Origin of the sequence: Mucilaginibacter angelicae, from assembly GCF_042434235.1 — a bacterium.
Classification (GTDB): Bacteria; Bacteroidota; Bacteroidia; order Sphingobacteriales; family Sphingobacteriaceae; genus Mucilaginibacter; species Mucilaginibacter angelicae.
Genome location: NZ_JBHLTS010000004.1, coordinates 710,942 through 730,380, shown reverse-complemented (window position 1 = coordinate 730,380; position 19,439 = coordinate 710,942). Strand labels below are relative to the sequence as shown.

Below are 19,439 nucleotides of genomic sequence, written 5' to 3'. Positions count from 1 at the left end.
TAATTTACTTAGTATGTCGCAAATGTTCCTGTTAATTTATTTCGTAGATATTATTGTTTTTCCTGGCTTCACGGACATATTCCCTGATGGTTTCAATGAGTTCTGAAGCAGGAATTCCCGAAAGCAGCAACAACGGGTTTTCAGCATCTGTACTTCTCAGGGTTACATTCATCAGTCCAAAGACCTGCAGCAGAAACGGCCGGGTAACGATATAATCCCTGATGCGGTACATTTCCGTATAATCGGTTCTCCGGAAGAAAATACCGCTGCCTGTCTTTATTTCTCCGGGTGTAATGAGGTAGGAGCAGCTCCGGATATACACGAGGCGATAACAGGCTGTGGCGGCAACCGCGAAGCTGAACAGCAGAAAATAGGGGGAAAGAAACCATGCCAGCAGCAGGAAGGTCAGGGAAAGAAAAATGAGCGGCAGTATTTTCAGGAAAGCGAAACTCATCGCCGGCCTGAGCAGAATTTCATTGTTTTTTATCATGGATCAGTTGTTCTAAAAATGTATTGTGCCGTGTTGGTTTCCTGGTTCTGATGCATGTTCTGAAGCCTGCGGCTTTTTCAAACGAGTTCAGGCTTAGTTTTTCCGGGTCAGCTTCAAATACGGTATTATTCATGGTCAGCTGAACTTTACCGTTATGCCAGTACAGGCGGAGCGCCTTATTCCGGATGCCCGCGGCGACCGTGATGTCGGCCAGCCTGCCCAGCAGGTCGTTGCCGAAAACAAGGGTAATTTTTCTTTTTTGACAGTAAGCCCTTATCCAGTTCAGCTGCCGCGTATGCGGCAGATTACCTATTGCGATAAAGGAAAGCACCGTATTAGCCGGGTGACGCCATGCATTCAGGGCCATATAGGCAAGGGCTTCCATCGCGCTTGAAGTAATGATCAGTTCTGTAGCCGGATAGTTTCCCGCAAGCCACAGGTCACTGGTTGTAGGTACGAGATGAAAGCCGGGGCCAAAAAATTCCTGTTCATCCCCGTAATCAAAACGCAGTTCATCAATATCAAAATAAGCCTGGAGTTCCTCTGAAACTCCAAGCTCAGTTAACAGGGGATGCATCAGCGGGAACTGCGGCTCCTTCCGTCAAACCGGATATGATCGTTATTGATCACAGGCCGCTGGTCTTCCATATCTTCCACTGCGCTGTAATAACCGGGACTCAGGTATTCTGCTTCTTTCAGATCATGTTTCTTGCCGAAAGCTGCGTTCAATCCCTGGTAGAGCATATAAGATAGTTCGCCGTCGATCATGATTGATGCCACCAGGGCAAGCCGGTTAGACCTGATGCCATTGACATCGGTTGCTGAATAATTGAATACGGTACGATCAGCAAGTTCAACGGCCTTGCCTTTACGGTAATTGTCTTTCTGCGCGGGAGTCAGATACTCGCTGTTTACCATATCCGGAACCAGGATCTTTTCGGTATCTGAAACAATAAACTCGCGGGTTTCAGCATCGTATTCCACAAGCACCTCTTTTTTATTTCCCTTATTGTCTGATGTCACTTTGAGCAGGCTGGCGACCTCGCCCTCTTCCAGCTGCCGGGCATCGTTATCATCGAGAAAATCCGGTGTTGCCGGTTTCCGGTAAATCGGATGAATCAACAGATCGGTCTTTCCCTGCTCATTCCTTTTCAAAGAAATTTTGGCATCAATGGCCCCGATCTTAATACTTTCCGTTTCGAGGTTTTCCAGATGTATTAATTCCGTTCTTCTGCCGGAAAGTAAGGCTCTCAGGTCGGTCATATTCAATAAAAGCTGACCTCCTGAGGCCAGCCCGATCGTTTCCAATTCGCTGATCGGAAGCTCGTGCTCTTTAAAACTGATCAGGTTCATATTATCTCCCTATTTTATGTGATTGTTCCTGTTCCAAAACCGGCCCGGCAGCCTGCGGGTTATTTCTTGCTTCCACCAGGCTGGCAAAAACCTTGTCAGTCGGTTTGATCTTAAACCGTTCCCCGCTGTCCGTTTTTTCCATTTCAAAGGTTTTGCCTTTTTTGTCCAGTACCTTGTAGGTGGTGTTATTATAAGCTATTTCTTCACCTTTCGTCAGTGTGGTGTCTACAGCAGAACCCTGTTTTACCTCCCGCTGCTGACCAGCTCCAAGCAGGAGGTTTGCAATCTTCTGCGCATCGGCGGATGCCCGGGAGATCTCGAAGGGCTCATCCTTTAATATTTTTGCCCAGGAACCGGTGTAGGCCGCATGCTGGCCGAAATTATGTCCGATCTTCAATTGAGCACCAACTATCATAGCGCCGATAGCCGCACGCAATTCTTCACGGGCATAATCCATGGAGGCGAACTTGCCTTCCATCGGACGGTTTAACCGGCTTTCATGGCCTGACCAGTGTGCCAGCTGATGTATTGCAGCCTGGTAATATTTCGTTTCATTTTCGAAGGCACTTTTCTCCGGCAGATGGATCTCATCCTTTACCTTATCATAAAAAGCCTCCTGCCCGCCGTGGACAATAACGGCCCCACTGTCTGCAAGCAGTTTATCAGCTCTTTCCATCGGCGAGAGCGGCTGTTCGGGAAGGGATTTCAGCCAATCGTCCAACGGCGGAATATCCCTGATCTGGGCAGCATTGAACAGAAAGGCCTTGCCGTTCTGGACCTTATCGAATTCCACGGTTTTGGTTTGTGTTACACCTGCCTCATCTTTGACCTTTGCCCCGTCAGGCGTGCGGAGCGCCTGGATCTCGCTGCGTTTTGGGAAATTGATAAGGGTTCCCTTAGCGCCCTCTTTGACCAGATAACCGTTAAAACTTGCCGTGTCGGCTGACATCCAGCGCGGATCATCATAGCCCTTCAGGGATAGGTTGATGGCATTCAGGGCGCTGTATCCTTTGCCCGTAATCGGGTTAACGGGGGGAACAAATGCAGGCATCCCGTTTTCTTTTACCGGTTTCTGAAAGGGTGAGGTGCCTGCTTTGAATTCTGCGATCAGTTTTTCTGCAAGCTGCGCGTAAAGCGGTTTGAAGTTTTTACTCATGATTTTTTGTATTGATTAATTTTTGATAAATAAATTCGAGAGGATCTATGTAGCGTCCCCGGAAGCGGATAGAAAAGTGAAGGTGCTCTCCGGTAACGCGTCCGGTTTTACCGGTAATTCCGATGGGCTGTCCGGCTTCAACCGGTTCATCCGGCGCGACAAATACCTGGCTTAGGTGGCCGTAAACTGAAGTAAAGTCCCCGTGTCCGATGCCGATATGTATACCAAGCAGGCCATCATAGCCCGCATCGGTCACCGTTCCTTTCATTATGGCATAAACCGTATCAGATCTTGCCCTGAAGTCGATCCCGTTGTGAAATGCGTGGATCCCGGTAACGGGGTGCCTGCGGAAACCAAAGGAAGAAGTGATATACAATCCGGTGAGGGGCAGGCAGATCAGGCAGCAGGCTATACAGGCCTTCATCGCCTGATATATTGGTTATGGCGTAGGCCGAGGCTTTCTTCGACGGACACCAGGCTTGCCGGCCAGATTTCCGGGTTATCACGTGCGATCTCCAGCGCGTTCCAGATATCGGTGCTGCGCCCCATTTTCCGGAGCGTCGCGATCTTAAAAAGGTCTTTATATCCGTTCAGCGTTGCGGAGTTTGTGCCCGCTGATTCCCGGGAAAATAGCTGTTCACTCTCTTTCAGCAGAAAGAGGGCGTCGGATGGATAGACAGCTTCGGCTTCATCGGTGAAACGGAGATATACCTGGTTGTGTAGAGAATCCACATAAACGACGATTCCGATATCCCCTTCGCGTCCTGCGGGGTGGTCTTTAAGGTCAGGGTGCACCAGAACAAGGGTGCCCAATAGTTCGTGGTCTGTCATGGTGTTTCATTTTGGTTTTTGATAAATTGGGCGGCTGGTTTGAACAACAGGACCATATCTTCTATTTCCCGGCTGATCCGGTTAAAGTTCTGCCGGAGTTTCTCGTCCCCGCGTCCGTTAAAATCATAGTAAGCAGGCAATGGCCTGTAGCTCTTTTCCTCAGCGGCTATTTCTGCCATATCAAGATTGATCCTGCAGTTGACGGCGGATGTTTCAAACCGGCCGGTAAACTTTTCCTGCACATCCGCGGCGATGACCCCGACCATCTCGCCGGCATTCAGAGAGGCGATCTTTCCTGCCGGGATCAGTACTTCCAGTTTTTCATTAAGGGAGGTAGATGTTTTGTTGCGGTCGATGGACAAACCTTCCCCGATCTGTTTTGATTTGCCGAACAGCCGTTCCAGCCATTCCAGTGTTTCCTTATTGCGGACGGAGCCGGAGAGTACGTTGCCCACGACGGATGTTATGGTTGCGGCCGTGTCCTTACCGTACTGCTGGTTAAACTGCGGCAGTTCCTGCAAGCCCATCAGGACGGCGACCTTGTTGCTCCTGGCGGTAGCGATCAGATTTTCTACCTTATGGACAAACAGGGTAGGCACCTCGTCTATGATCAGCGCGGAGGGAAGGTTGCCTTTGGTGTTGATGAGTTTCGTCAGGCGGTTAATGACGATCGAGTAACATGCGGAATTGATATTCTGCGTGTTGGGATCATTGGCCAGTACAAGTATCCCCGGATTATCCCTGCCGGAAATTTTGAGGTCAAAATCGTCCCCGGAGAAAACCCAGTAGGTTTCTTTGGTTGCCAGCCTGCTGATAAATACTTTCAGCGTTCCGATCTGCCCTTCCAGCTGGTCAAATGCTTTGGCATGGTACGCCGTCATAAAAGGAGACATCAGGGAGCGCAGTTCCGGTTCTGATATGAGGGCATTGAATATTTCCTCATAAGAACGGTTCAGCATGGCCAGCACATGGGGCAGGCTGGAGTATTTACCGCCTGCATACTTGCTGAGAAAATAAATGCAGGAAGCCAGAAAATTAATGGCCGACTGCGTGAAAAACTGATCGCTTCCACCTGACTTATCCCCCTTTTTAAGCGCCTCTATCAGTCCTTCGGCGGTTTCCGCGGCATCTGCCAGTGAACGGATATAGTCAGCCCGCCAGGGATTGATACGCCTGCTTTTTTCAGGATCATTCAGGTTTAATACATGAAAGGTGTAGCCTTTCAGTTTTCCCTGTTGCTTTGCCTTGAGGTAATGGTAATAAGCGATCTGTCCCAGGTCTGGAAACTTAAAATCATAAAGACATACCGCGAATTCTTTGGCGATCAGCTGCCGGATGAATGGATTTACGATGGAGAAGCTCTTCCCGGAGCCGGGCGTACCGATCACGATGGTACCGCGAAAAACATTACAGATGTTGATCCATCCGGAGTATACCCGGCGCTTGTGATAGAACAGCATCGGGATATTTACAGAGTAGGGGTTTTCCGTTTTTTTAACGGGCTGCATAAAGCTTTCGGCTTCCGTATTCCATTTGTCCTTACCGAGACCTGACCTGATTATCTTGGATATATTATCCATCGACAGGCTGATGAGCACAGCACCGGTAAATGAGCAGAGCATGTAGAGCAGGTCATACCATTTCGTATATCCGCACGCGGGGGGTGAGGCCCGGCCCTGACAGGCTATGCTGCCAAAAAACAAAAGCAGTCCGGATGCCAGGGGATAAATGATCTGCTTCCCCGGGTTCAGTGCTGTATCTTTTTTCGACAGGGTGCCGATGCTTACGAGGCAGATCAGACCGAACGTAGCCAGCTTGCTGTAGATGAGCTTACTGTAAATTGCAATATGGCTGATCTTGTCAAGAGGGGTAAAAAAGATGCCCCAGAACGGGGCATCATGATATACAAAAATGGCGGCTTCCAGCAATATGGACAAATAGATACTGCATTGCAGGAAGCCATGCAGCTTCTGCTGTTCACGTGTTTCTTCCATGTAATGGTTTCAATTTCTTGGGGTGACGATTTCTGCCCGGTGTCATTCAGGAGAATGTTGATTGCCGGCATATGATCAGCCGTTTTTGCTGTTTTTGAAATGCCCTGTTTATTCTTCCTGTAAATAGTTTGCTATTGTTCCGGTTACCTCATACCTGAGAAAGCTATCATCCTCATCCAGCCCTGTCAGCAGTGGTGCGCAGATCTCCTGGATATTAGTCAGTTCGTAATGCAATACGCCATGGCTGATAAAGCGCAGGTAGGCTGCCGGGAATTCCTCCTCCAGGACCAGCCTGAGATAATCATAGGCTATCAGGGTTGTCATAAAAATCAATTGGGTAGGGTATCCGCGTTCAGGATATCCCGGTAAGAGATCTTCAGGGTCAGGATACGCCCCGAAATTTGTTTTTCGCTGAGTTCTGCCAGCAGTATCTTGTTGCCTGGAAAACTCATTTTTTTGAATACGAAGATGTTCCGGTAGTTCTTTTCAAATTCCGGGATACTGAATAGTACAAATTCCGGTTTCAGTTCAAAGGACTGTACATTGGAGGCCTTGGTTACCTTTTTGTCATCGATCCTGAACCGGAAATCTTCGATAGTATATTTCAACCTGGTTTTGTTTCTATAGCTGATATCCAGAAAAATGTAGTCCCCTGCGCTATATACATGGTTCAGTCTGCCGGTCAGGCCAAATGCGCTGACCTTTTCCATTTTTCTTTCCGGCCGCAGCGAGATGAGGTTGAGCGCCATGCTTTTCAACTGGTTCTGTGAAAATCCAATCCCGGAAATATCCAGCGGGCAGATATCCTCCGGCCCGATACAGATTTCCGTAACGGCATCCGCCGGTCCTGGAACCAGATGGTACTGTGCAATAAATTTTTCTCCGGCTATGGTGAGCACGGCATCGGTAAATCCTGCTGCGGAATCCCTGAGCCGGATACGGAGTACATTTTTCAGCGGCAGGTCGCCTGCCAGTTCTTTGGAGGATATATCCACGTATTGTATGGGTTCCGGTGAAATAAAGTGGAGGGTCAGGCTTTTCGGAAGCGCGATCTCCCGCACCTGATGCTGCGCATATAAGGCATTGGATAACAGGGCAGCCAAACAGAATAATAGCTTTTTCATGATTTTTTGGTTTGATAAATTTGTTTGCAGCACATCCCGGCGTCTGGCCGGATGCGCGGTTAATAAGATCTCTGCGTATTCTGCAGGGCATCGGTATCGATCAGGTAAATGCGGGAGTTATACTTCATCTTCGCCTTGTTTTTGCGGATCAGGCCTGCGATGGCTGATGAAGTGGATTGGAACAGTTTATCTACAGAGCTCATGATAAACTGGCTTCCGGCAGAATTGCCATCAATGGTGACACCCTGAACGGAGCTGCTGCCAAGATCTTTGGTAAATTCACGGAATGCCGATGAGGGAACATAAAGGCCGGGCATACCGTCAAGGTCATAGACCTCCAGTTTTACCGGGAGTATCTTTCCTCCCGATAAAATGGTCGTAATGGTGAGCGTAACCCGCTGCTCCGAGAAGCCGCTGATTTGTGCGAACAGGTAAGTCCCTTTCCTGATCAGGTTTCCTCCGGCTTTGATATCCTCCAGCAGTTTCAGCCGCAGGCGTGAACCGGCATAACCGGTTATGTTCTCGTCTATGACGGCAGTGATAAATTGATCTTCAGCCGGGGGCTTTACCGTGTTGAAATCAGCGGGTATCGTATCGGCCCTGGTGACAGTCAGCCGTTTTTCAAGTGCCTTTTGCTGTGCTGCCTTTTCAGCGGCCTGCTGTTTTAGTTTTTCCGCTTTATAAGCCGGGTCGTTCATTTTGCCGGCGCTGTCCATATATGCCATCTGCTGCCGGAAAATATCCATAGGATCTTTTTCCTTTGTTGCAGGAGGCTCAGGATCCGGCCCCGGCTCCCTTCGGCGCTGCATCGTATTCAGCGCAGCCGCAAGCGCTTTGTCGTGGCTGACAAGCTGCGGCGCATTATATTTCGCCTTTATGGCACGGTCAATAGAATCCAGTGTATTCTTTTCGCTGCCGGTATAATTGTCTTTAAAGCCCGGATTACCGGAGGCCTCTTTGGGGATTATATTGACTGCGGAATACCCGTCGGCTTCCTTATAGGTATTTCGGTAGGCATCGAGCTTATCGGCCAGCGCTTTTTTACGTACGCCGGCGGATACCTTCCCCACGCTTCCGTTAAGCCCTGCCTGCTGTTTTATTTCCTGTTTCGGTTTGTTAAATGTGCTTTGCCAGACATAAAAGAACAGGAACAAAAAGGGCAAAGCGAGCAGTGGCAGCACATATTTGGGCTGTTTAAAATTGATTTTCATAACGAATTATTTAGGAGGTTGATGAATTTGCTGCAGGCGGCTGAGCGCGCTGTCGAGCAGCAGGCTGTCCACCCGTGTGAGGTTTTTCCTGGCGGCAAGGCTGTCAACGGTATTCTTCAGCCTCAGCGTTTCCCTGAGCTGTCCGGTAGCCAGCATGATCTGACTAAACCCGTCTTTAACCACGTTCAAATGTTTCTTTTCGGGGACAGCACCAGCTTTTTCGGGATGCCTGAACACGGTAAAGGACAGCACCATGGAAACGAGCAGGAGAATGACCATCCCCGAGAAAAAAAATCGCGGGTAATCCGACAAGGCGGCTGAAAAACACCGCCGGGCTTTGGTGAACCAGGGTTTGAATTCGTTTTGGAGTTCACTGAACAGCGTATCCCTTGGATCGCGGTTAGAATGTATTTTTCTCCACATCTTCGAGGTCTTTATTTTCCAGGGTTTTCCATCCGGTGATGAGTACACCGTGGGGGTTATTATTACTGCGCGGTATATCTTTCAGGTATCCTTCAGTGATTAGCGAGCGTACGACCGTTGAACTTCGCCGGTCGATCTTCAGCCTGCCATAGTACCGGAAATAATGTTTCGGCATATCTATCGCCACTGAATCCGTTTCGAGGGTGAGCACCGAACTTGATGAAAGGATCGAGTTGAAGAAACCTTTCTCCTTCAGGTCATTATACTGTTGCATGCCCGATTCATCGATCAGGTACATCGCTTTTTTCATTTGGTATTCCATATAATTATCGTCCGGGGTAAGGGAAAAGAAGAGGGAATGAAAGAGGTCAACATGCGCACGGTATTCAGCGGGCCTGTTCAGCTGCATATCGGTCTGCCGGGCCAGTATGGGCACGCTTTTATCCAGTATATAAATACTTTTCTGGGCATTGGCTACCATTTTATAAGCATAAAAGCAATTCATGCCGACGATAATGAGCGCTGTCAGCAGGCTTCCTGCAGATATAAAAACCGCAAGCCGGATCCTTGCTTCAATATTTTTGATAATCATAAACTGGGGGTTAAAAGAAAAGGCTGCCGGGAGGGGGCAACCTTTATCAGGTTAATGGAATGAAGAAGTTTAGAAAAAGCTTCCAGAGACTTTCCTGGTTGCGCTCATCACGGTACCGGCACTGCGCCCGAAGGTGGAGGCTGCAGAACTGATGCCGGATGTAGAAATGATCCAGGTGGAGATGCTCGGAACCGTAAACATGCAGATCGCACCGATCAGGAACACGATGATCACGGTCCCGAAGGACAGGATACCATTGCCTGCAAACCAGGCCATCTTTTCGAGATTGGCGCTTAATCCATCCTGTCCTACGAGCTCCTGATATTTACTGATCTCAGAGGTGAGCGCATATTCCTGCATCAGGCCGACGATATACATGACCAGATAGGCGATACCGGAATAAAGATTAACGGATATGAAACGTGCTATCCAGGTGCTGAAACTGTCGCGGAACGCAGGCAGGATACTCACCGAAACGGCAAAGGGGCCGAGGATGATCAGTATGGTGGAATAAATGATCTGCAGCATAAAGATAATATATACCGCCAGCCGCAATATCCATATCCCCAGCAGTTCCAGCAGCTGGGTGAGCAGGAGCTGCATACCGATCTCCAGCCTGTTCTTCAATTCGATCAGGGGAGACACTACGGTGCTGATGCCCTGCTTCACTGTACTGGTGACGGAATCCCATGCCTGCCCGTACCAGGTATCGCTTTCTTTTTCGGCAACCTCGGTCTGCGCCTGAAAGGTATAAAGCGAATTGGCCACGGCAAGCATCAGGTTTGCCCGGTTAAGGCGAAGGTTGTTAATGATGGTTTGTTCGCTTTCAAACATCTGTTCCGTACGGTTGGCGACCAGATCTGTCGGAAAGGCGATCATCTTAACGAAAGGGCCCCACCATAAGATGATCATAGCCAGACCGAAGGGGCGCAGCAGCGGCATAATTTCCAATCTTTTGTCTCCTACCATCATTTCATAGGATTTAATGGCAAAGAAAATGATCATGAAAATGGCGGCGAGTGTTTTCGCATCGCTGATAAAAAGATCGAAATGCGTCCAGACAGAATCCTTCAGGCCTTTAAGAAATACCATTACACCTGTTTCATAAACGCCGTCCCCCTGCAGGTATTCGAGGGTTTTACTGTTACTGATATTACCGGCCGGCTGGGCTGAAGCCACCGTCATCCCTGATGACAGCAGCAGGATTAATAATAATTTCCTCATTATTGCAGGTGCTGGAGGACTTTTCTGGCGATCTCTATATCGGTCTGCGGGGTCCAGTCGCTTACCGTAACCCGGTTGCCCTGCAGTCGCTGCTGCCTGGCTTCCATATCGATGGTCGTTTGGGCCGATGAGGTCCGGATAGCCCAGACACCTGCCAGCCGGCGGTATTCATTCAGTAGTCTGTAATAAGCCATGATCCGCGATCCGCGCTCCATATCAGCGGTATGTGCACCCTCAATCCTTTCTTTCAGCCGGTCGAGTTCATTTTTATACCAGCTGTATAAACCTTCCGAAACCAGCCGGGTACTTACCCGGGGCGGTAAACCTGAAAGAATGCCGGCCATTGAGTTATTGAGCACAGGTTTGAATTCATTGCCGTAATAAAACATCCATAAAGGATCGGCACCGGCAGCCAGGCGGGATTGCCCGGCGATCTCTGAAAGCGCTGTTTTCCGAATGGTATCTGCCTGAAGCTTGTATTTGTTATCCGTACTGTTCATGGCTGCGACCATGCCGAGCCGCTGGGTTTGCGGGCCGTTAGGACTTAAGGGCCGAAGGTCAGTTTTATGATAATTAGGGTAGAAGAACCCCCAGGTCAGCCAGTACCAGGGGTTTAATCCTAAAAAACCGGATGTAGGTGTGAATTTTTTCTGGTCCCACTGTTTGAATACCATGCGCTCCTGCTGGTAGCGGATGCTTTTGTCGGAAACGATAGATTGCGCGAAACCATTGGCCGTGCAGAACAGCCCCGTAATGAACAGGAATATTGTTTTTTTCATGATCTTAACTTTTTTTAATTATTGTCTGAGATATTTTGCGTTCTGAATGATCTGTGCTACAAATACCTGATCCCTGCTGATGTAACCGGCAAAGGGGTTTAGTGAAGCGATGATACCGCGTTCCTTTGCCCAGTACATCGCTTTCCAGGCCCCGTAAGCCAGGCCGTCAAGGATCTGCAGCTGTTGAGTTACTTTCCGGAGCAGCTCATCCCGGGAATTATAATCGGCAAGCATGTTATTTCCCTCTTTCAGCACATAGCCGGAAACGTCGCTCACGAGAGCGAGTGCCCTGGCTTTCATTTCTCCGGAAAGGTTACCTGCGAATGTCAGAAGGTATGGCTCAGTCTTCGCCATGTCAAGTGCCTGATTGATGTAGCCGGTCATATCGGCAATGATGACTGCCATATTCTTCATTTCCAGCCCGTTCTTAAGCGCGGAGTTCACATTGGACAAGGCCTGATAGATCATCGTTTGCGCAAGAATGACCGAACCGGTGTTCGTATTAAGGTCATTGATATTGTTATTGATCCTGCCGAGGTACTGGGCGTGCGCGGATTCCGCTGAGCTCCGTACCGTGCCGTTCTCAGTAACAGCAATAAGGTGCTGATAATCGATAACATACCGCTGGGCCATGAGCCTGGCTGAAAAGAAGAAACAACAGCATAAAAAAAGGCATTTTTTCATTTTTTAAGGTATTTGGCGTTTTGAAGGATGTCACCGGCAATGGCCTTATCGGCATCAATAAAATACTGAAAGGGATTGGCCGCTCTGAGCAGGGCGGAGAGGCTGGAATACTGCATCATGCTCAGCATGTTCCCGGACAGATCCTGAATACTGCTCAGTTCGGATATCACATAATCGAACAGCAGTTTTCTGTCGGAAGGCTTCATCTGGTTAATATCACCGATGGAAAGGCTCAGGCCGGCCACGTAGCTCAAAAGACTTTTTGCTTTCCCGGCGAACTGCAGGGCGGATTGGTATCCGATTGCGATCAGGGCCGGGTTCTTCTGAACAAGCTGCATGATCTGTTCCTGGTTGCTGATGATCCGGCTTACCATAGGTGAGGCATAAATGCCGATATCTGCGATATTGATCGCCGTACCCAGTGTGTTGTACCGCTGCTGCAGCGCACGGTAGGTTGCTTTCAGTTTTGAGAGCATGGTCAGATTAGCCTCTTCATTTGCTGAAGTGAGCGCCTGTCGGTTCCGTGCTTTTACCTGCAGCTTATTTTCAGCAATGGATTCATCCACAAGCTGATGAATACCGGCAATATCCAGTGTGTTCTTCTGGGCGCATGCCAACCCGGTTGCGCAAGCGAGCCCGAATGTTACAATCAGCTTCTTCATGGTTTCAGGTATCTGGCATTCGTCAGTACATCATTGGCAATCCGCACATCGTTATTCTGCCATTCCGCCCAGGGGTTGAGGGAATGAAAGATCCCGTTCATCCGCGCCCAGTACATGGAGCGGTTCATCCCGTAGGCGATACCGCGGAGTATCCGCATTTCCTGGGCGATATGGTTCAGCAATTTGCCGCGCTCGCCGGAATCCATCAGATTATTGTTGCCGCCCCTGAGCACGAATGCGCTTACATCTGCCGCAAGGGTAACTGCTCTTGTCTGAAAATCCCGGGCGCCCTGTTCAGCGAACAGCAGCAAAGCCGGGTTTGACCGGGCAAGCTGTACCGAATTTTCGACGTCTTTAACGATATCGCTGCCGCAGGCTGTTATTTCCTTTATGCTTGTCAGGTTACTGATCACGGATGCCACCTGGCTCAGGCCGTTGTAGATCTTGTTTTGCAGATTGTTGACGATAACCAGCTGCCCGCTGACGGCAAGCTGGCCTTTCTGGATCAGGTTGAGCCTGTCATTGGTGGTATTGAGCTGGCCATTGATAATTCCTGCGTTTACGGCGATTGCAGCGGATGTGGCCGGATCAAAGACAATTTCCTGTGCGGCGCAGCGCATAACGGCATGGCACAGCAGTATAATGAGTAGTTTTTTCATAAAGATTGGTTTTGGTTAACATTTCGGATAAACTGCGGAAGGGACAGCCCGCTCCGGATGAAATCAGTGACAAATGCGTCAAGTCCTTCCTGATAAGAACCATAGCTGCCGGTGTAGCGTTCAACGGCGGATTTTTCCGGCTTTTCGGTTGTGTAAGTGAGATATTGCTCCAGCGAGACCTCTACACCGTATACTTCACCTACTGCACCCCTGCGTATATAAACCTCTTTAAACCGCCCGCGTCCTTCGGTGTTCTCCAGCTGATTGATCGAAAATATCTTACGCCGTTCGGTTTCATTGATCGACAGCAGGGCGGCGATCTGGTCGTAATTATCTTTAAATTTGGTTTGGTCCAGCAGAAAAATGGTATCTGAATTGTTGATGATGCTGTCTTTAACGACAGCATTGCCGATGATGTCACCCAGTTCCTGCGTTACAACGATAGCTTCCCCCCAGAACTTGCGGACTGTCTTGTAGAGATACAGAATATAACCGGCCATAAGCGGACTTGCTATTGCTTTCCACGCTTCTTCAATGATCAATGTTTTGCGCCTGTCGGAACGGTAGCGCATCTTTTGGATGAAGACATCCATGATGATGAGCGTCACAAGCGGAAAGAGAATCTTATGTTCTTTTATACTGTCAATTTCGAAGACTATAAAGCGTTCGGTAAACAGGGATTTATCAGTCTCATTGTTCAGAATGGCTGCAAACTCACCTCCCTTATAGAATTTTTTAAGTACGTAACGGAACTCATCAAAGTCAAATGGGATTTTTTCTTCTTTTTTGATCTCCGGTATTTTTTCCAGCGCGAACTCATAAAAAGTGTTAAAGTTCAATTTTTCGCCGGTGGTAAAGAATTTACCATAATACGCTGAGATCACATTGGCAATTACATCACGTTCAACAGGACTGAATATTCCTTCGGCCCCTTTCCAGGCAACGGCGATCAGGGTACACAGAAAATCCTTTTTTTCAATATTGTATTCTGCTTCAGTGATCTGAAAGGGATTCATGGTAATCGGCTGCTGATCGGTGTAGGTGATGTATTTGCCTTTATAGTATTTACATAATCCGGAATAGGAATGGCCGGTGTCCACAATCACCATATCCATGTTGTAATTCATGTAATTTTCTATTAATGAACAGGTCAGAAAGCTTTTGCCGGATCCTGAGGGGCCTAAGATGAAGCGGTTTCTTGAATTTATGCGTCCTGTCCGCATAGGGAGGTCAGACGGATCAATGGCTACCGGTATTCCCTGCCGGTCTGTAAACCTGATCAGGAAATCAGAAGGCTCATCTTTCGGCAGCGATTCCTTAAAAAAGAAGCAGGCTGCAGCGTCGCAGGTGGTCAGGAACCAGTCATAGGGTTTCAGCTCAACCGTGTTCCCGGGCAGAATACTTCGAAACAGTTCAAGCTGGTTATAGGCATTTTGACTTGGAATAATGCCCAACTGGAACAGGGAGCTTTCGATATAGTTGGCCGCTTTCTGTACGGTGCTTCCCGGCGCCGCCACCAGTATATTGAAATGGCAATTGACCAGCAGCTGGTTTTCCCTGGCAACATCATTCAGCAACTGATCTATATCCTCAACGCACAGCTGGTTAGCCGGATCAGGAATGCCGGAGTGCCGTTTCTTTTTCTGTTCCAGTTTGCGGAGCGTTACAGACTGGTTGGGGATCTCTATGACCTGGTTATAAACAATGACATCACAGGCAGGAACCTTAAAAAGAAAAGAAAGAAAATCCACGGGAAAACCACGGATACTTTCCTTATCGTTAAGCTCAATATGCGTGCTTACTTCGGGCGGCAGATCGATGCTGTCAATATTGACAAGGCTGATACTTCTAATGGTTTTATCCCCGATGCTGACCCCTGTTTCTGAGGGCGACAGGTTATTCAGGCTGATATGGCCGGGTCGAAAGTTCATACTGAGCGTCTGCAGAACCAACAGGTTGATGCCGCTTTCTTTCAGTACTTCAGGTGACGGAAGGATTTCGAGGACCTTACCGACTGCCTGGCGGAAATCGCGGAGCATTTTAGCGTCATAAACAAAAAAGGCCCCTTTTTTTACCTGCCGGGTGATGGTGATCCAGGTTGCGACCTGAAGGTGTTTCCTGCCTTCGAAATGCGTGTTGTATTTTTGCTGCAGATATTCAGTTGCGGGCTTTCCTTGCCAGGCGGAGCGGCTGATGATATCCTGTTTCTGGATAATGTACCCGTCTCCCAGAACCTTCACGATATTGAGCAGCAGGTGGTGAAATTCGTCGTAACCTGCAGGATCCGCGGAATAGCGGATGACGGGATTTACAATACGGATGATCACGGAACATTCACCGTTTTTTCCGATGAGCAGATCGTACTCACCGCTTTTATCCACACCCGCGTAGGGAATGTTAAAGAGAGTTTTTACGGCCATAATGGTTAATGATGTTGATGCCGGTACTGCGGCTTTTGGCGTGGAGACCGCCTTTCTGCTTTCCGGCTGTGAACAGCAGGCCGCCGACAATGCAGCCGGTGAGCACCAATGCGCCCAGCCACATATTGATCAGGGACATGGTCAGTGCGCCGAGGACAAGCCCCGTCAGCAGGAAACCCAAACCCCAGTAAATGAATTTTCCTTTGAAACCTTTGAAAATAAGGGGCTTCTGCAGCCCCTTATAAACAGCATACTTCCTGGCCATTTTACAGGCCGAAGAAGGCTTTGATCACCAAAGCGGAAACCACAAGGAAGACGCAGCTGCCCCCCCAACCCATAATCTCTTTGTTGATATCCTGGTCACCGCTGTTCCACTTGGAATAGACGCGGACAGCACCAACGATACCGACAATACCGCCGATCACAAGTGTGATGTTGGTAACCGGTGCAACGTAGGTTTTCAGGGTTGAGGTAGCAGTGTTCAGGCCGTTAACACCGCTTTGGGCAAAGGCCGGTAGAGACAGGGCCAGCAGGATCGCTGAAGCCCACAATTGTTTTGTTTTGTTAAACATTAAATCAGGAATGATAATGAAGGCGGAGATCTTTTAAAGGCAGCCGGAGAGGGAGCCGTGGTATAATAAAACAGGCGTTCAGATCACGAACAACGCCATCAGGATACGCAGAAGCGATAGCCGGCAGCTTAGCTGACAAGCTGCAAAACATAATTGAGAAGTGGAGACAGGGATCTTTTATAGCTATCAGGGCGATAGCTTTATTCAGTCAGAAGGCGTTCAGATCCCGAACAATGCCTTCAGGAATGCACCTGCAAGGAGCATAAAAAAAGCGGCATAGAACCATGCCGCTACGTCTGAATCAATCCGGTCTTTTCCGGCTTGCCAGTTTTGGTAGATCTTTGCCGCGCCAGTCAGTCCCAGGAGGGTTGCAATGACGAGCGAAAGGTCGAATAGGGAGAAAAAGTCTGCAGCAAGGTCACTCCGTGCCCGCTGCATTTCATCAATTCCCGGTTGTGCGGAGGCACCACATGCAAGCAGGCAGCCGCAGAAAAAGAGTATTGATTTCATATTTAAAAGCTTACCGGACGCGTATATTCGATAGCTTCTTCGCGTGCGAGATTAAATAATTGTTTCAGGCTCACGCCACCGGAAGAGAGTACCGAAGAATCGTAGATCTGAGGTTCAGTATCGGGGATTTCCCTGACCGGTTCTGAATATTCCTCAAATGACAACTCATGGGAATTTTTGTCTTCCGGCAGTTTACTGCTCCGTAGAAAATCCCAGCAGATAAGGGCCGCGTAATAAGCGAAATAAATGGCGCTCAGCCAGAGCGCAAATCTGATCCAGTTCATAATTCTGTGTTTTGAATAAATTGTTTGATTGTTGTTTTGAGTTCCGGGCAGGTATCGAAAAGGTGCTTGACCGCGAACGAAACGAGGCGGGTTACATCGATTCCGGTGGCCATTTTAAACTGGTTCATTGTCCTGACCGTTTTTTCATCGAATCGGGCGTGCACCATGCTTTTGTTACCGGAAGTATCGTAAGCAAGAATTGCGGTGATGATCGCCGCTTCCTCTTTCGCTTTTGACTTTACTTTTTTACCGGGTTTTTCAGCAGATACCTTTTCCTCCCTTACTGCGGGTTTAACCAGTTGTTCCCGTAGCTGATCGGCCAGTGATTTCATGTTTTCCATAGATAATCGGTATAAATCTGTTCAAGAACAGGGGTGATGACCAGGGACAGGCTGACAGGCGTATAAAAGGTATTCACGCGCTGAAAGTCTACCCGGTCAGGCAGGACAGGAGTGATCTTACCAAACTTCGAGAGCTGTTCATTGACTTCCAGCATGATCTCATACCTCGCGTTGGATTTGATCCTGTTGGGAACAAATACCATCATGATTTTTGGGTTGATCCGTTTCATGACCACCGTGAAAAGCACGGTTGACTGAAAAGTAAACTCATCATAAGCGAAAGGGCAGATGACCAGGTCAGCGGAAGTAAACACCGGGATCAGGCCGTCATCATCCAGTTTTCCCGGCAGGTCGATCAGGATGACATCTTTGGCACTTTTACAAAGGAGGTCACGGAGATACGGGTAACTTTCAAGATTTGCCGGTACTACATCATACGGTTCAGCATTCTCTAAAATCTTGGCTTTCTGAAATTTCTGTGCGATAGACTGCTGATAGTCCATGTCGATCACGGTAACCGGGCAGTTCTTTTCCTGCGTCAGAAAATTGGCCAGCACCAGGGCGAACGTACTTTTTCCGGCACCACCTTTTTGGTTTCCTATTATTATAATCATATATCATATTGTTTTTATCTGGTATTGGTGCGGGCTTTTCGCTGCCGCCTGCGGCGCATGCCGTGTATCTGCTGGTCATCCACATCATCCGCGATGCTTACCGGTTGAACATATACCGAAGGTTCCGGGACAAAATTGTCCGTCAGCTCTTCAGCAGGTTTGCCGGTGTTAAAGGCATCCGGTACCACATTCAAAAGTTCTTTCAGCGGAAGTACCTCGCTGCCCTTGAATACCTGTTTGGTATCGTGATCGATAATGGAATAGCCGTATGGCTTCTTTCCTTCGGCGGAGTGAAATAGCAGGTCGATGTGGAACCGTTCTTTCATCATGCCGGCCAGCGCCGGAGCATTTCTGTGCCGCCTCAGCAGGGCTGCAACGTCTGCTGCCCTTTGTTTATCGGGCAGATGTCTGCTGATCTTTTCTTTTATTTTAGCTTCATCAGGGTCAATCCCCGGATAATTCCGGGATTCCAGGATCATAAAGAACTGCGCCCTCGTACTGAAGCTGTACTGCATGGCCAGATCATAACCGAGCACTTTACTGATGCTCTTTTGTGCCCTTACATGCTCAAAAGCGCTGCTGATCTTTTTTCCTTCCCGGTTAACACGGGTGCTTACGATGTGGACATGGTTATTGTCCGTATCCTTATGGTAAACGATCAGGTACGGCTGGTCTCCGTAACCCATTTCTTTCAGCCAGCTTTCAGCAATTTGGGTTAAGGCGGTCTTATCATATGTCTTTCCTTTTGCTGAAATGACCGCATGAAATTGCGGAAGCTTCACATTTTTATTGAGGGCAGAAAGCGCTGACAGGTAGTTGATATAATCCTGCGGTTTCAGGTGCCCGAATGCCATTAAAGGGCCGAAGTTCGCGGTCTTCTTCAGTTCACCCTTGTTGCGGTCAATTTTCCGGGTGTTGTAGTTTACGCCGCCAAACGTGGCTGTCGGATCCAATATTTTAACGATCATACCGGCAGTTTCCGGGATATTATCCCGATATCGTCATAGCTGGCCTGTACCGCTCCAGGGAGGCTATGGTGTCATGTATAGCGCCGCCATGGCTGAAAAGTGCGATTCTTTCCAGTTCAAACTCCCTTGATCTTCCCATGACAATGGAATGGTAACCGAAGGTGATCACGATGCCTTCCGGCTGCAGGCAGCTGAGGGCCGCATCTTTCAGTTGCCGGAAGGGGCTGCAGACTATCCCTTTGTACAATTCCATGCTTTTGCGGAATGCGTACGGCGGATCTAAAAGTATCGTATTGAATTTTGGTCCCTGCCAGGTATTCAGAAACTGCACCGCGTCAAGATGGTAAGCTGCGGGCATGTCAAAATCCAGATCATTGCGGGTTTCGTTCACCTGCAATATGGTTTTGCCTGCAAACAGGTTAAGAACGCTGCCCTCACATCGCTGTTCAACCCAGGAGCGGACCGGTTTTATTTGAAAGGTATAGCGGTGAAGCGGACAGCGGATATGCTCAAAAATGACCATCGGCATTCAAGGTTTTTAAAATGAA

General features: G+C 48.7%; 26 protein-coding genes. All 26 read right to left on the bottom strand.

Going from position 1 to position 19,439, the window contains the following annotated elements; all coding sequences use genetic code 11:
• Nucleotides 1–31: 31 nt before the first annotated feature.
• Nucleotides 32–490, bottom strand: a complete 459-nt coding sequence (locus tag ACFFGT_RS03080) for a PH domain-containing protein (RefSeq protein ID WP_377021036.1) — start codon at nt 488–490, stop codon at nt 32–34.
• Nucleotides 474–1,067 (bottom strand): hypothetical protein, encoded by a 594-nt coding sequence (locus ACFFGT_RS03075; protein ID WP_377021035.1) that lies wholly within the window; start codon nt 1,065–1,067, stop codon nt 474–476. The genes ACFFGT_RS03080 and ACFFGT_RS03075 overlap by 17 nt, the downstream gene beginning before the upstream one ends.
• Nucleotides 1,067–1,843, bottom strand: a complete 777-nt coding sequence (locus tag ACFFGT_RS03070) for a DUF4099 domain-containing protein (RefSeq protein WP_377021034.1) — start codon at nt 1,841–1,843, stop codon at nt 1,067–1,069. The genes ACFFGT_RS03075 and ACFFGT_RS03070 overlap by 1 nt, the downstream gene beginning before the upstream one ends.
• Before the next feature lies 1 nt (nt 1,844).
• The gene (locus ACFFGT_RS03065; protein ID WP_377021033.1) at nt 1,845–2,999 is read right to left on the bottom strand and encodes an ArdC family protein; all 1,155 of its coding nucleotides are present in this window, start codon (nt 2,997–2,999) and stop codon (nt 1,845–1,847) included.
• Entirely contained in the window at nt 2,992–3,423 is a 432-nt protein-coding gene (locus ACFFGT_RS03060; RefSeq protein ID WP_377021032.1) for a M23 family metallopeptidase, read from the bottom strand. The genes ACFFGT_RS03065 and ACFFGT_RS03060 overlap by 8 nt, the downstream gene beginning before the upstream one ends.
• Entirely contained in the window at nt 3,420–3,830 is a 411-nt protein-coding gene (locus tag ACFFGT_RS03055; protein ID WP_377021031.1) for a hypothetical protein, read from the bottom strand. The genes ACFFGT_RS03060 and ACFFGT_RS03055 overlap by 4 nt, the downstream gene beginning before the upstream one ends.
• Entirely contained in the window at nt 3,827–5,824 is a 1,998-nt protein-coding gene (locus tag ACFFGT_RS03050; RefSeq protein ID WP_377021030.1) for a type IV secretion system DNA-binding domain-containing protein, read from the bottom strand. The genes ACFFGT_RS03055 and ACFFGT_RS03050 overlap by 4 nt, the downstream gene beginning before the upstream one ends.
• 108 nt (nt 5,825–5,932) lie before the next feature.
• Nucleotides 5,933–6,148, bottom strand: coding sequence for a hypothetical protein (locus ACFFGT_RS03045; RefSeq protein WP_377021029.1), 216 nt, complete (start codon nt 6,146–6,148; stop codon nt 5,933–5,935).
• A 5-nt stretch (nt 6,149–6,153) separates the two neighbouring features.
• Nucleotides 6,154–6,948, bottom strand: coding sequence for a DUF4138 domain-containing protein (locus ACFFGT_RS03040; protein ID WP_377021028.1), 795 nt, complete (start codon nt 6,946–6,948; stop codon nt 6,154–6,156).
• 59 nt (nt 6,949–7,007) lie between these two features.
• The gene (gene traM / locus ACFFGT_RS03035) at nt 7,008–8,159 is read right to left on the bottom strand and encodes a conjugative transposon protein TraM (protein WP_377021027.1); all 1,152 of its coding nucleotides are present in this window, start codon (nt 8,157–8,159) and stop codon (nt 7,008–7,010) included.
• A gap of 6 nt (nt 8,160–8,165) precedes the next feature.
• Nucleotides 8,166–8,582 (bottom strand): hypothetical protein, encoded by a 417-nt coding sequence (locus ACFFGT_RS03030; protein WP_377021026.1) that lies wholly within the window; start codon nt 8,580–8,582, stop codon nt 8,166–8,168.
• Nucleotides 8,560–9,174 (bottom strand): conjugative transposon protein TraK, encoded by a 615-nt coding sequence (traK, locus tag ACFFGT_RS03025; protein WP_377021025.1) that lies wholly within the window; start codon nt 9,172–9,174, stop codon nt 8,560–8,562. Before traK ends, ACFFGT_RS03030 begins: the two co-directional genes overlap by 23 nt.
• 69 nt (nt 9,175–9,243) lie before the next feature.
• Nucleotides 9,244–10,398 carry a TraJ family protein gene (locus ACFFGT_RS03020; RefSeq protein WP_377021024.1) on the bottom strand — a complete coding sequence of 385 codons (1,155 nt, stop codon included), beginning with the start codon at nt 10,396–10,398 and terminating at the stop codon, nt 9,244–9,246.
• Nucleotides 10,398–11,177, bottom strand: a complete 780-nt coding sequence (locus ACFFGT_RS03015) for a hypothetical protein (protein ID WP_377021023.1) — start codon at nt 11,175–11,177, stop codon at nt 10,398–10,400. The genes ACFFGT_RS03020 and ACFFGT_RS03015 overlap by 1 nt, the downstream gene beginning before the upstream one ends.
• 18 nt (nt 11,178–11,195) lie before the next feature.
• Nucleotides 11,196–11,861, bottom strand: coding sequence for a hypothetical protein (locus ACFFGT_RS03010; RefSeq protein WP_377021022.1), 666 nt, complete (start codon nt 11,859–11,861; stop codon nt 11,196–11,198).
• The gene (locus ACFFGT_RS03005) at nt 11,858–12,523 is read right to left on the bottom strand and encodes a hypothetical protein (RefSeq protein ID WP_377021021.1); all 666 of its coding nucleotides are present in this window, start codon (nt 12,521–12,523) and stop codon (nt 11,858–11,860) included. Before ACFFGT_RS03005 ends, ACFFGT_RS03010 begins: the two co-directional genes overlap by 4 nt.
• Nucleotides 12,520–13,182, bottom strand: a complete 663-nt coding sequence (locus ACFFGT_RS03000) for a hypothetical protein (protein ID WP_377021020.1) — start codon at nt 13,180–13,182, stop codon at nt 12,520–12,522. The genes ACFFGT_RS03005 and ACFFGT_RS03000 overlap by 4 nt, the downstream gene beginning before the upstream one ends.
• The gene (locus tag ACFFGT_RS02995) at nt 13,179–15,602 is read right to left on the bottom strand and encodes a TraG family conjugative transposon ATPase (RefSeq protein ID WP_377021019.1); all 2,424 of its coding nucleotides are present in this window, start codon (nt 15,600–15,602) and stop codon (nt 13,179–13,181) included. The genes ACFFGT_RS03000 and ACFFGT_RS02995 overlap by 4 nt, the downstream gene beginning before the upstream one ends.
• A complete protein-coding gene (locus ACFFGT_RS02990; protein ID WP_377021018.1) occupies nt 15,580–15,867 on the bottom strand; it encodes a plasmid transfer protein in 288 nt (95 codons plus the stop codon). Before ACFFGT_RS02990 ends, ACFFGT_RS02995 begins: the two co-directional genes overlap by 23 nt.
• A 1-nt stretch (nt 15,868) precedes the next feature.
• Nucleotides 15,869–16,174 (bottom strand): DUF4134 domain-containing protein, encoded by a 306-nt coding sequence (locus tag ACFFGT_RS02985; protein WP_377021017.1) that lies wholly within the window; start codon nt 16,172–16,174, stop codon nt 15,869–15,871.
• Nucleotides 16,175–16,393: 219 nt separating this feature from the next.
• Nucleotides 16,394–16,684, bottom strand: coding sequence for a DUF4134 family protein (locus ACFFGT_RS02980; RefSeq protein WP_377021016.1), 291 nt, complete (start codon nt 16,682–16,684; stop codon nt 16,394–16,396).
• A 2-nt stretch (nt 16,685–16,686) separates the two neighbouring features.
• Entirely contained in the window at nt 16,687–16,968 is a 282-nt protein-coding gene (locus tag ACFFGT_RS02975) for a hypothetical protein (RefSeq protein ID WP_377021015.1), read from the bottom strand.
• A complete protein-coding gene (locus ACFFGT_RS02970) occupies nt 16,965–17,309 on the bottom strand; it encodes a hypothetical protein (RefSeq protein ID WP_377021014.1) in 345 nt (114 codons plus the stop codon). Before ACFFGT_RS02970 ends, ACFFGT_RS02975 begins: the two co-directional genes overlap by 4 nt.
• The gene (locus tag ACFFGT_RS02965; protein ID WP_377021013.1) at nt 17,297–17,923 is read right to left on the bottom strand and encodes a ParA family protein; all 627 of its coding nucleotides are present in this window, start codon (nt 17,921–17,923) and stop codon (nt 17,297–17,299) included. The genes ACFFGT_RS02970 and ACFFGT_RS02965 overlap by 13 nt, the downstream gene beginning before the upstream one ends.
• A 14-nt stretch (nt 17,924–17,937) precedes the next feature.
• Nucleotides 17,938–18,891 (bottom strand): relaxase/mobilization nuclease domain-containing protein, encoded by a 954-nt coding sequence (locus tag ACFFGT_RS02960; protein ID WP_377021012.1) that lies wholly within the window; start codon nt 18,889–18,891, stop codon nt 17,938–17,940.
• 19 nt (nt 18,892–18,910) lie between these two features.
• Nucleotides 18,911–19,420 carry an RsmD family RNA methyltransferase gene (locus ACFFGT_RS02955; protein WP_377021011.1) on the bottom strand — a complete coding sequence of 170 codons (510 nt, stop codon included), beginning with the start codon at nt 19,418–19,420 and terminating at the stop codon, nt 18,911–18,913.
• Nucleotides 19,421–19,439: the final 19 nt, after the last annotated feature.

Coding starts and splice junctions, on each gene's coding strand:
- traK (WP_377021025.1), bottom strand. CDS start 9,174: ATGATTATCAAAAATATTGAAGCAAGGATCCGGCTTGCGGTTTTTATA.
- ACFFGT_RS02980 (WP_377021016.1), bottom strand. CDS start 16,684: ATGAAATCAATACTCTTTTTCTGCGGCTGCCTGCTTGCATGTGGTGCC.
- ACFFGT_RS03000 (WP_377021020.1), bottom strand. CDS start 13,182: ATGAAAAAACTACTCATTATACTGCTGTGCCATGCCGTTATGCGCTGC.
- ACFFGT_RS03030 (WP_377021026.1), bottom strand. CDS start 8,582: ATGTGGAGAAAAATACATTCTAACCGCGATCCAAGGGATACGCTGTTC.
- ACFFGT_RS03065 (WP_377021033.1), bottom strand. CDS start 2,999: ATGAGTAAAAACTTCAAACCGCTTTACGCGCAGCTTGCAGAAAAACTG.
- ACFFGT_RS02995 (WP_377021019.1), bottom strand. CDS start 15,602: ATGGCCGTAAAAACTCTCTTTAACATTCCCTACGCGGGTGTGGATAAA.
- ACFFGT_RS02955 (WP_377021011.1), bottom strand. CDS start 19,420: ATGCCGATGGTCATTTTTGAGCATATCCGCTGTCCGCTTCACCGCTAT.
- ACFFGT_RS02970 (WP_377021014.1), bottom strand. CDS start 17,309: ATGGAAAACATGAAATCACTGGCCGATCAGCTACGGGAACAACTGGTT.
- ACFFGT_RS03020 (WP_377021024.1), bottom strand. CDS start 10,398: ATGAGGAAATTATTATTAATCCTGCTGCTGTCATCAGGGATGACGGTG.
- ACFFGT_RS02965 (WP_377021013.1), bottom strand. CDS start 17,923: ATGATTATAATAATAGGAAACCAAAAAGGTGGTGCCGGAAAAAGTACG.
- ACFFGT_RS02975 (WP_377021015.1), bottom strand. CDS start 16,968: ATGAACTGGATCAGATTTGCGCTCTGGCTGAGCGCCATTTATTTCGCT.
- ACFFGT_RS03075 (WP_377021035.1), bottom strand. CDS start 1,067: ATGCATCCCCTGTTAACTGAGCTTGGAGTTTCAGAGGAACTCCAGGCT.
- ACFFGT_RS03040 (WP_377021028.1), bottom strand. CDS start 6,948: ATGAAAAAGCTATTATTCTGTTTGGCTGCCCTGTTATCCAATGCCTTA.
- traM (WP_377021027.1), bottom strand. CDS start 8,159: ATGAAAATCAATTTTAAACAGCCCAAATATGTGCTGCCACTGCTCGCT.
- ACFFGT_RS03080 (WP_377021036.1), bottom strand. CDS start 490: ATGATAAAAAACAATGAAATTCTGCTCAGGCCGGCGATGAGTTTCGCT.
- ACFFGT_RS03055 (WP_377021031.1), bottom strand. CDS start 3,830: ATGACAGACCACGAACTATTGGGCACCCTTGTTCTGGTGCACCCTGAC.
- ACFFGT_RS03070 (WP_377021034.1), bottom strand. CDS start 1,843: ATGAACCTGATCAGTTTTAAAGAGCACGAGCTTCCGATCAGCGAATTG.
- ACFFGT_RS03010 (WP_377021022.1), bottom strand. CDS start 11,861: ATGAAAAAATGCCTTTTTTTATGCTGTTGTTTCTTCTTTTCAGCCAGG.
- ACFFGT_RS02985 (WP_377021017.1), bottom strand. CDS start 16,174: ATGTTTAACAAAACAAAACAATTGTGGGCTTCAGCGATCCTGCTGGCC.
- ACFFGT_RS03005 (WP_377021021.1), bottom strand. CDS start 12,523: ATGAAGAAGCTGATTGTAACATTCGGGCTCGCTTGCGCAACCGGGTTG.
- ACFFGT_RS02990 (WP_377021018.1), bottom strand. CDS start 15,867: ATGGCCAGGAAGTATGCTGTTTATAAGGGGCTGCAGAAGCCCCTTATT.
- ACFFGT_RS02960 (WP_377021012.1), bottom strand. CDS start 18,891: ATGATCGTTAAAATATTGGATCCGACAGCCACGTTTGGCGGCGTAAAC.
- ACFFGT_RS03045 (WP_377021029.1), bottom strand. CDS start 6,148: ATGACAACCCTGATAGCCTATGATTATCTCAGGCTGGTCCTGGAGGAG.
- ACFFGT_RS03050 (WP_377021030.1), bottom strand. CDS start 5,824: ATGGAAGAAACACGTGAACAGCAGAAGCTGCATGGCTTCCTGCAATGC.
- ACFFGT_RS03015 (WP_377021023.1), bottom strand. CDS start 11,177: ATGAAAAAAACAATATTCCTGTTCATTACGGGGCTGTTCTGCACGGCC.
- ACFFGT_RS03060 (WP_377021032.1), bottom strand. CDS start 3,423: ATGAAGGCCTGTATAGCCTGCTGCCTGATCTGCCTGCCCCTCACCGGA.